Raw genomic sequence first — 9781 nt, forward strand, 5'->3', positions numbered from 1 at the left:
GTGCCGGCACGGGGGCCGGGCCAGCCGGGGCACGCGGCGATGATCGCGGCCAGGTCGGACGGCTCGTCGAGCGGCGACGGGATGGCCGCCAGCTCGTCCAGCAGTTCCTCGGCCAGCCCGCGCAGCCGTGCGGCGCCGGGGTCGGAGGCGCCCGCGCGTGGCGGGGCGTCATGCCCTCCGGCCGCGCGCCACCGGGCCGCGATCTCCCGGACCCGATCACCGCCCGCCCCGCCGCGTCGACCGCCGAGGCCGCTCTCTCCCGAGCCGCCGCCGCTGCCGCTCATACCGGTGCCGCGGCCGCTCTCTCCTGGGCCGGCGCGGCCGTCCTCGGTTGCCTGGCGGAGTTCGTGGCCGAGCAGGTCCTCCGGCTGGACCCAGGTGAGCCGGATCACCGGCGGTCCAGGTCGGCGAAGGCGGCCTCGTGGGCGCGCCGCCGCGCGAGGTCGGCGGCGTGCACCCGGCGGGCGACCCCGGCGATGGCGAGCCCCGGAGCCACCAGGTCCGTACGGCTCGCGGAGCCGACCTGCTCCACCCACTCCGCCGGCACGGACGACAGCCCTCCGAGCGCCCCCGCGATGGCCCCGCCCATGGAGGCGATCGAGTCGGCGTCGCGCCCGTAGTTGACCCCGCCGAGCACGGTGTCGCGGTAGCCGCCCTTGGCGATCACCAGGAACCCGAGCGCGAGCGGCAGTTCCTCGATGCTGTGCGTCCGGCTCGGCCGCCGCGCCCCCAGCCCCTGGTCGCGGTAGGTGTCGGCGACGGTGTCGTACGGCCGCATGGCGGCGCGCAGCGCCTCGAACGAGCCCTCCCAGTGCCCGAGCCCGGCGGCGGCCTCGCAGACGGCCTCGATGGCGGCCCTGGTGCCGTCCTTGGCCAGGCGCAGGCAGGTGGCGACCACGGAGTCGGCCGTGGCGCCCGGCCGCATGGCCTCGGCGACGGCGGCGGCCATCACCCCGGCGGCCTCGCGGCCGTAGCTGGACTGGTGGGCTCCGGCCAGGTCGATGGCCTCGGCGTAGGCGCCGTCGGGGTCGGCGGCGTTGACGATGCCGACCGGGGCCACGTACATGGCGGCGCCGCAGTTCACGATATTTCCGACACCGGCCTCGCGCGGGTCCACGTGCCCGTAGTGCAGCCTGGCCACGATCCACTTCTCGGCCAGGAAGATCCGCTGCAGCGGCAGCGCCTCGGCCTCCAACTCGGGGATCCACCGCCGCTCGCCCATCAGTTCCGGGACCATGTGCTCGGCCATCGCGTACGCCCCGAGGTGCCCGCCGGCCTTCTCGTAGACCCGGATCAGGGCGTGCGTCATCAACGTGTCGTCGGTGATGTGGCCGTCGCCCTTGTGGTAGGGCGCGATCGGCCGGGCGTTGCGCCAGTCCTCGTTGAACGGCGGCACGATGCCCTCGACGCGGCCCGCGTACCGGTCGACGATCTGTTCGGGAGTCCAGCCCTCGGTGGCGCCGCCCAGCGCGTCACCGACCGCCGCCCCCGCCACGCAGCCGGTGGCCCTGTCCTCAAGCGGCGTCATGCGATTCCCTCCGAGACATCATTCGCTAGTTCGATCAGATCCAGGCCCGCCAGGTCAGGCAGGCAGCAACCGGCCAGCGTACGAACCGGCGCGATCCACCCCTCCGGGATCGCCCCTAGCCCGCCGCAGGCCCCCGTGAGCGCTCCGGTCAGCGCGGGCGCCGAGTCGGCGAGCGCGGCCAGGCACGCCGCCGCGGGCACGGCCCGGCCCAGCTCCCCGCCCGACACCTCGGCCAGCGCCAGCGCGACGGGCACCGTCTGCGCCGCGCCGACACCGTAGCTGTAGACGTGGTCGAGCAGCGCCACGTCCAGCGCGGGGACGGCCGCGAACGGGTCACCCGCCGCCCGCGCGGCCTTGACCGCCAGCCGGGCGTTGTGGCCGATGGCGGTGCCGTCGGGCAGTACGGCGAGCGCGGCCTCCACGGCGTCGGCCGCCGAGCCCGACGCCACGGCCTCGGCCATGGCGGCCGCCATGGCCCTGGCGCCCAGGACACCGTCGCAGGCGTTCGTCACCTCGGCGTCACGCGTGGGATCCCTCCCCAGGACCCCGAACGCGACGGCCCTGACGGCGGCGGCGTCGTCGAAGAAGTGCGGGTTGTCGTGCCCGGACGCGGGCGGCTCCACCCCCTTGGCGAGGTTGTCGAGCGCGGTCGCCACCGAGATCCGCGCCCTGACCGGCCTGCCGCCGGCGCGCTCCCCGGACGGGCCCGCTGCCGGGCCACCGACCGCCCGCGCCCCGGACGAACCCGATACCGGGCCACCGACCGCGCGCATTTCGGGAGTTCCCGGGGCCGGGGCGATGAGGTCCCTGAAGGCCTCGGCCCTCGGCCGGTCGATGGTGAGCGCCGTCCACGCCAGCCACTCGGCGTCGTCGGACGGGCCGACGCGCAGCGGCGCCACCGGCTGGTTCAGCGCGAACGGCACCGGCAGGGTGGTCACGCCATGTTCTTCCGCGAAGGCGTCCAGCTCCCTGTGCAGGCGCCGGCTCCAGGGCGCGTGCAGCGCCGCCCGGTGCCTGGCGGCGGGCCAGCCGGCCGCGTCGCCCACGGCGAGCCCGGCGAAGGCTCCCCTGATCCTGTCCCCCGACATCGTGATCTACAGCCTTTCCGCCAGTTCGTCGGCGACGTCCAGCACATGTCTCCCGGCCACGACGGGCAGGCATTTGCCCGTCACCGGCCCGATTCTTCCGGCCCACCGCCGGGGAACGCCGTCCTCCCCGCGACCCGCTCCCGCCACGGCTCCGGCGATGGCGCCGATCGTGTCGGCGTCCCTGCCCAGGCTCACCCCGAACGTCACCGACGCCTCCACGTCACCGCCTCCCGCGAGGAGGGCCGCGAACGCCAGCGCCACGGCTTCCGGCGCCACGTCGGTCCAGGGGTAATGCCGCACGACCACGGCCTCGTGCAACGCCTCGACGACGCCCGCGCCGACGTTGGGGGCGACGTTGGGGTTGGGGTCGGGACCGGCATCGCCAGCGGCGTAGGCGTCGGCGTGCATGGCCGAGGAGTGGCCGAGCACGTCGCGTACCCGGACGATGTTCCTGGCGGTCCAGGAGTCGGGCGGGATGACCGCCAGCGCCGCCGCCACGACCTCGTCAGGGGCGGCGCCGGTCATCGCGGCCGCCACCGCGCCGGCGACCGCACGGCCGCCCAGGATGCCCTCGCCGGCCGCGCTGACCAGCCCGTCCTGCTCCACCAGCCGGGCCGCCTCCGCCGGATCGCCCGGGCAGAAGATCCCGTACGGCGCGGCCCGCATGGCCAGCCCGTCCGACCAGCCGTGCGCGTGCACGAGCCCGGTCAGCGGCGGCTCCAGGCCGCGGCGCAACGCTTCGACGGTGCCCAGCTCGGAGAACCCGGCCCCGCGCATCGGCCCGGCGATCCGGGGCAGGATCTCCTCCCGGTACGCGGCGGCGACGTCCTCGCCGGTCAGCGCGTGACCGTGGCGGACGAGGAGCGACGCGGCGAAGATCGCGTACTCGGTGTCGTCGGTGCCCCCGCCCTCGATCTCGGTGAGCCGTCCCCACCGGCGCCGGATCTCCGCCGGCGTCAGGTTCTCGGCGGGGGCGCCGAGGGCGTCGCCGGCCGCCAGGCCGAGCAGGCACCCCCGGGCCCTGTCGCGAAGAGTCACCGCTGGTACCGCTCCAGCACCTTGTTGCCGTCCTCGACGAGCCTCTTGGCCACCTCGTCGATGGTGATCTTGTTGGCGAAGTATTCCTGCAGGACCGGCGTGGCGACCTTGCTCTTCCACTCGTCGAACCCGTTCACCTTGAGGAACGGCGCCACGACGAGATCCTTGGCGGAGGCGGTGGCCACGTCCCAGCCGTTCTCCTCGCTGGTCATCGCCGGGTCGGCGGCGGCCTTCTGGGAGGTCGGCAGCAGCCAGTCGCCCTTGGCGAGCTTGGCCTGGTTGGGGCCGTTCAGGAAGAACGAGATGAACTTCATGGCCTCGTCGGGGTGCTCGCTCTCCTGCGCTATCGACAACGTCTGCGAGACCGCGCCCTGCTGGGTGGTGGTGCCCTTCGGGCCCGGCAGGGTGACCCACTCGAAGCCGTCCGGCGCCTGCTCGGCGACCTGCTGGCGCAGGTAGACCCCGGCGGGCAGCAGCGCGAACTTGCCCTTGTAGAAGGCCGGCAGCGGGTCGGCGGTGCCCTGGCCGAGCGCGGCGGGGTCGGCCGACTTGTCCTTGTAGAGCTGGTCGTGGATGCGCTGCAGCACCTCGCGCTCCTCGGGCCCGACCTTGACCGTGGTCTTGCCGCCGGCGGTCTGGAAGAACGTGCCGCCGAAGTTGAGCGCCAGGTTGAGGGTCTTGTTGACCGGCGACTTCATCGGCCAGGCCACGCCGTACGTGTCACCCTTGGTCATCTTCTTGGCGGCCGCGGAGAACTCGTCCCACGTCCACGGCGCGTCCGCCGTCGGTACGCGCACCTCGGCCGCCTCGAGCAGCTTCTTGTTGGCGATGATGACCTGCGACTCCTGCAGGAACGGCACGCCGTAGACGCCCTGCTCGCCCTTGCCGCCGTCGAAGGTGACGGTGTCCCAGGCGGCCTGGGGGATGTCGTTCTTGAGCTCGGCGGGCAGCTTGTCGCTGAGGTCGAGCAGGTAGCCGTCGGTGGCGAAGCCGGCCAGCGCGGGCGAGTCGTTGTGGATGACGTCGGGGGCCGTGCCGCCGGCGAACTGGGTGACGAGCTGGTCGTTGACGTTGTCCCAGCTGCCCTGGACGTAGGTGACCTGGATGTTCGGGTTGGCCTTGTTCCACTCCTCCACGAGCTGCTTGTTGGCGGCCACGGACTCCTTCTGCCACGCCAGGCTGAGGAAATCGATCTTCACCGGCTCGTTGGGTGAGGAGGTCTCGCCGCCTCCTCCCCCGCCGCACGCCGCGGTGAGCGCGGCGACCGCCGCCACCGCCAGAGCGGACTTGATACGCATATGAGCCTCCTAGCCCTTGACGGCGCCGGCCATCAGGCCGGACTTCAGGCGCCGCTGGATGATTGCGAAGAAGATCAGGCTCGGGATCGTCGCCATGAGCGACGCCGCGGCCAGCGGGCCGAGCCTGGCCACCCCCTCGGGGCCGGTGAACCTCACCAGCGTCAGCGGGAGCGTCATGACATCGGGGTTCTGCAGGATCACGAGCGCGAACATGAACTCGTTCCACGACGAGATGAACGCGAACAGCAGCGTGGCCACCACGCCCGGCGCGAGCAGCGGCGCCACCACGGACACGATGGAGCGCAGCCGGGACGCGCCGTCCACGGCAGCCGCCTCCTCCAGCTCGGGCGGCACCGCGCGCACGTACCCCTGCAACATCCACAGCGCGAACGGCAGCGTGAACGTCACGTGCACGGCCACCAGCCCCGGAAGCGTGTTCACCAGGTCCATCTCGCGCAGGATCATGAAGAGCGGGATGATGATCAGGATGAACGGGAACACCTGGCTGACCAGCACCCACCCGAGCGCGACCCGGTTGAGGAGGCTGCGGTAGCGGGCCATGGCGTAGGAGGCGGGCAACGAGATCAGCACCGTGATCACGCTGCTGAACAGCGCCACGATCAGGCTGCGCAGCGCCGCGCCCACCAGGTCCTGCTCGCCGAACGCGTCGGTGAAGTTGGCCAGCGTCGGCTCGCGCGGGATCCACGTCGGCTCGGTCAGCGCCATCTCCTGCGGCGTCTTCAGCGCCGTCGACAGCAGCCAGAGCAGCGGGAACGCGAGGAAGACGATGTACGCGACCAGCGCGGCGTACTGCGGAAGGCGTCTCATCGGTTCTCCCTCATCTGCCGCCACAGGTACAACCCGAGCACCGCGAGCACGACGATCGCCATGGCGAGGCCGAGCATCGAGGCGTAGCCCGCGAACCGGTAGCGGAACGCCTCCTCGTAGGCGAACAACATCGGCAGCCGCGTCTGCCCGCCGGGCCCGCCCTGCGTGAGCACGTAGACCAGGCCGAACTGGTTGATGTTCCACACGAAGTCGAGCGACGTGATCGCCACGATCACGGGCCGCAGCTGCGGCAGCGTGATGTTCCAGAAGCGCCGCCAGCGGCCCGCGCCGTCCATCTCGCCGGCTTCGTAGAGCTCCTTGGGGACGTTCTGCAGGCCCGCCAGCAGCACGACCGTGGTCTGCGGCATGCCGGTCCACACGCCGACCACGATGATCGCGGGCAGCGCGAGCGAGAAGTCGGCCAACCAGTTGACGTCCGTGCCGAGCAGGTCGTTCAGTATGCCCGCGTCCGGATGGTAGACGAGCTTCCACATCAGGCCGATGACCACGGGCGGCATCGCCCACGGCACCACCGCGAGCACCCGGGCCACGCCCCTGAAGCGCAGGTTCTGGTTGAGCAGCACGGCCAGGCCGAGCGCGGCCAGGAACTGCAGCGCGGTCACGGAGACCGCCCAGATGGCGCCGATCCTGAACGACGCCCAGAAGTCGCCGTCGGCCAGCAGGTCGGTGAAGTTCTCCAGGCCGACGAAGCTCGTCTCGTGCACCCGCGTGTTGCGGGCGTCGGTGAACGCCAGGCCGATGCCGTACAGCAGCGGGCCGACGCTGAACAGCAGCACCGGCACCAGCGCGGGCAGCATCAGCAGCCACATCTCGCGCGTCTGGCGCGAGACGTGGCGGCGCTTGGCGCGCGGCCTCCGCGGCGGCGCCGGTCTCGTCACGGTCGCCGTCACGCGCCGCCCTCCTTCCTCTCGGTACGTCCCGCGTCGTCGTGCACGGTGCCCGCGCCCGCCGTTCCCGCCGTGCTGGCGCGGACCACGAGCCGGGGTGGCACGGTGACCACCCGCGGCTCGCGGTCGCCGCCCTGCAGCCGGTCGAGCAGCAGCTCGGCGGCGGCCTTGCCGCGTTCGGCCGACCCGAGCGAGACGCTGGTCAGCGCCGGCCACGAGGCCGCCGCCAGGTCGGTGTCGTCCATGCCGACCACCGCCACGTCGGCGGGCACCCGCTTGCCCGCCGCGCGCAACACGTCGAGCGCGCCGAGGGCGATCAGGTCGTTGGCGCACATCAGCGCGTCCACGTCGGGAACCCTGTCGAGCAGCTCCGCCACCGCGCGGCCCCCTTCCGCGCGGTAGAAGTCGCCGATCCGCACGAGGTCCTCGTCGTAGGGCAGGCCGAGGTCGGCGAGCGCCTCGCGGTACGCGGCGCCGCGGGCCGCGCCCGGCACGGTGTCGAGCGGGCCGTTGATCATGCCGATCCTGCGGCGGCCGAGCGCGTAGAGGTGGTCGATCGCCAGCCGCACGCCGGTGCGGGAGTCGGCGCGCACGTTGTCGGCCCGCGTGCCCTCGGGCACCGATCCGATGATCACGACGGGCGCCCTGGCCGCGGCCAGCATCTCGAGGTGCTGCTCGGTGACCCGCAGCGGGCTCATGATCAGCCCGTCCACGTACCGTTCGCCGAGGCTGTGCAGCACGTCGATCTCGTCGGCCACGACAGCGTCGGTGGAGTGCAGCACGAGCCGGTAGCCCGCCGCCTTCAGCACCGGCTGGATCTCGCGGAGCATGGCCAGGTAGGCGGGGTTGCCCACGTCGGCCATGGCGAAGGCCACCTGGTGGGTGCGGCGCGACTTGAGCGAGCGCGCCACGGCGTTGCGCACGTAGCCGAGCTCGTCGGCGGCGGCCATCACCTTGCGCACGGTCTCCTGCCGGGTCGGCAGGCCGTTGAGGACCCGCGAGACCGAGGCGATCGAGACGCCGGCGCGCTCGGCGATCGTGGTGATCGTGGGTCCGTCGGCCACGGCTGTCCTTCCCGGTGGTGTAAACGTTTACGACCCCATTGCTGTAAACGTTTACCGCGTGGGCCACATGAAAACCCGCACGTAACCTGCAGGTCAAGTCACGATCGCATAACACCAGGTCAGCGACCGTTCCGCAATTCACGGGCAACTCACGGGCAACTCACGGGCAAACCGCCCATGCCCGGGAGGCACCGGAGCGACCGCCACCCGGGGACGGGCCCGGGCGCGGGGCGAGGTCAGTCTCGGGCGGGTTCCGGTTCGGGCCCGCGCGCGACGATCCCTTCCTGGCGATCCTCCGCGCCGGAGATCGTGAGCAGCGAACGGATCGCGGGCGCGCCGGTGAGCGCCACCACGGCGGCCAGGACCGTCGGGATGACGAGCGCGACCGGCAGCGAGGACGCCTCGGCCACGTAGCCGAGCACGGCCGGCCCCAGCAGCAGTCCGCTGTAGCCGAACGCGGTCACCATGGCCAGCGCCCGCCCCACCCGGTCGCCGACCGCTCCGACCGCGCTGAACAGCACCGGCACCACCGTGGCCAGCCCCACCCCGGCCAGGGCCCAGCCGGTCCACGCGCAGACGACCTGGAGCGGCTCGCCGACCGCGGGCGAGAGGAGGATCAGCACGTAGCCGACGGTGGCGAAGAGACCGGCGAACTGGATGGTGCGCACGGAGCCGAGCCTGGCCCTGATCGGGTCGCCCAGCAGCCGGACGGTCGTCATGGCCACGGAGAAGACCGTGTACGCCAGCGGCGCCATGGCGGGGTCGGTCTCCAGCACCGTACGGGCGTGCAACGCGGCCCAGTCGATGGCCGCGCCCTCGCTCAGGTGCCCGGCGAACGCCGCCAGCCCGAGCATCGCGATGAGCCCCCACTTCAGCCCGGCGCCCTTCCGGGCCCCCGGCTCCGGCGAGGCGTGCCCGGGCTGGTCGGGCAGCAGCAGCCGCGCCGCGGGCACGTACAGGAACGGCACGACCAGGGCCGCCACGATCAGCAGCCACTGGGCGTCCAGCCCGGCCTGCAGAACGAGCGCGGTGAGCCCGCCACCGGCGGCGCCGCCCAGGCTCCACGTGCCGTGGAAGGCCGAGATGATCGGCCGGCCATAGCGGCGTTCGACCTCGACGGAGTGGGCGTTCATGGAGACCTCGGTCACCCCGAGCCCGATCCCGAACACGATCGCCAGCACCACGAGGGCCTCGTACGAGGGCGCCAGCGCCGGTCCGAGCAGGACCAGCGCCGAGAACGGCCCGGCGAACCAGCACACCCGCCTGCTGGACCACCTGTCCACCAGGGATCCGGCCACCAGCATCGACGCCAGCGCGCCGCCGGAGATCAGCAGCAGGATGCCGCCCAACCGGGCGAAACCGAGGTCGAGCCGGTCGTTCAGGGACGGCAGCCCGGCAGCCCACAGGCCCATCACAAAACCGCAGAGGATGAAAAACCCGAAAACTCCGGCACGAGCACGTCTGGCTTCAATGAGGCTTTTGTTCACGGCTAGAGCATAATCTGTGTTCGTGAATGGAGCCACGACGAGCGGCGAACTCCGCGCGCACAACCGTGTCCGGCTGCTGCGCGCCGTACACGACTGCGGGGCCACCAGCACCCGATCGCGGCTGACCCGCGACCTGCGGCTGGCGCGCGGGACGGCGTCGGTGCTCGTCTCCGGGCTGGCCGAGGACGAGCTGCTGCACGAGGAGCCGGCCCCCGAGCACGGGCGGGGACGGCCCACCCAGGTGCCCGGCCCCCATCCGCGCGGGCCGCTGGCGCTCGCGGCGGACGTGCGCGAGGACGCGTGGGAGCTGGCGGCGTGCGAGCTGGGCGGCCGGGTCACCGTCCTGGACGTGCGCCCGCACGACGGCACCGCGGAGGGCGCGCTCGTGCCGCTGGGCGAGGCCGTCGCCGCCCACACGTCCCGGCTCGGCCACCGGGTCGTCGGCGTCGGCGTCGCCCTGGCGGGGCCGGTGCGGTTCGGCGGCCTGGTGGACATCGCCCACCTCGGATGGCGCTCGGTGAACGTCCCCGCCCTGCTCGGCC

General features: G+C 72.9%; 8 protein-coding genes and 2 pseudogenes. 1 reads left to right on the forward strand and 9 read right to left on the reverse strand.

The window, feature by feature from the left end:
• From E1292_RS47310 to E1292_RS47350, 9 genes and pseudogenes are all read right to left on the reverse strand, one after another.
• A pseudogene (locus E1292_RS47310) lies at positions 1-392 on the reverse strand (hypothetical protein); the annotation flags it as partial.
• Positions 389-1528: an ADP-ribosylglycohydrolase family protein gene (locus E1292_RS47315; RefSeq protein ID WP_132606349.1), complete on the reverse strand. Its 1140-nt coding sequence runs from the start codon at positions 1526-1528 to the stop codon at positions 389-391. The pseudogene E1292_RS47310 and the gene E1292_RS47315, both read right to left, overlap by 4 nt.
• Positions 1525-2616, reverse strand: coding sequence for an ADP-ribosylglycohydrolase family protein (locus tag E1292_RS47320; RefSeq protein ID WP_132606350.1), 1092 nt, complete (start codon positions 2614-2616; stop codon positions 1525-1527). Before E1292_RS47320 ends, E1292_RS47315 begins: the two co-directional genes overlap by 4 nt.
• Before the next feature lie 6 nt (positions 2617-2622).
• Complete coding sequence (locus E1292_RS47325) at positions 2623-3654, reverse strand: ADP-ribosylglycohydrolase family protein (protein WP_132606351.1); 1032 nt, start codon at positions 3652-3654, stop codon at positions 2623-2625.
• Positions 3651-4952, reverse strand: a complete 1302-nt coding sequence (locus tag E1292_RS47330) for an ABC transporter substrate-binding protein (RefSeq protein ID WP_132606352.1) — start codon at positions 4950-4952, stop codon at positions 3651-3653. The genes E1292_RS47325 and E1292_RS47330 overlap by 4 nt, the downstream gene beginning before the upstream one ends.
• Positions 4953-4961: 9 nt before the next feature.
• Positions 4962-5780 carry a carbohydrate ABC transporter permease gene (locus E1292_RS47335; RefSeq protein WP_132606353.1) on the reverse strand — a complete coding sequence of 273 codons (819 nt, stop codon included), beginning with the start codon at positions 5778-5780 and terminating at the stop codon, positions 4962-4964.
• On the reverse strand, positions 5777-6691 hold the full coding sequence (locus E1292_RS47340; protein WP_132606354.1) for a carbohydrate ABC transporter permease: 915 nt from the start codon (positions 6689-6691) through the stop codon (positions 5777-5779). Before E1292_RS47340 ends, E1292_RS47335 begins: the two co-directional genes overlap by 4 nt.
• Complete coding sequence (locus E1292_RS47345) at positions 6688-7752, reverse strand: LacI family DNA-binding transcriptional regulator (RefSeq protein ID WP_132606355.1); 1065 nt, start codon at positions 7750-7752, stop codon at positions 6688-6690. Before E1292_RS47345 ends, E1292_RS47340 begins: the two co-directional genes overlap by 4 nt.
• A 236-nt stretch (positions 7753-7988) precedes the next feature.
• Positions 7989-9350, reverse strand: coding sequence for an MFS transporter (locus E1292_RS47350; protein WP_281284157.1), 1362 nt, complete (start codon positions 9348-9350; stop codon positions 7989-7991).
• Here E1292_RS47350 and E1292_RS47355 point away from each other — a divergent pair.
• A pseudogene (locus tag E1292_RS47355) lies at positions 9262-9781 on the forward strand (ROK family protein); the annotation flags it as partial. The gene E1292_RS47350 and the pseudogene E1292_RS47355 overlap by 89 nt on opposite strands.

Source organism: Nonomuraea deserti (assembly GCF_004348685.1).
Taxonomy (GTDB): Bacteria; Actinomycetota; Actinomycetes; order Streptosporangiales; family Streptosporangiaceae; genus Nonomuraea; species Nonomuraea deserti.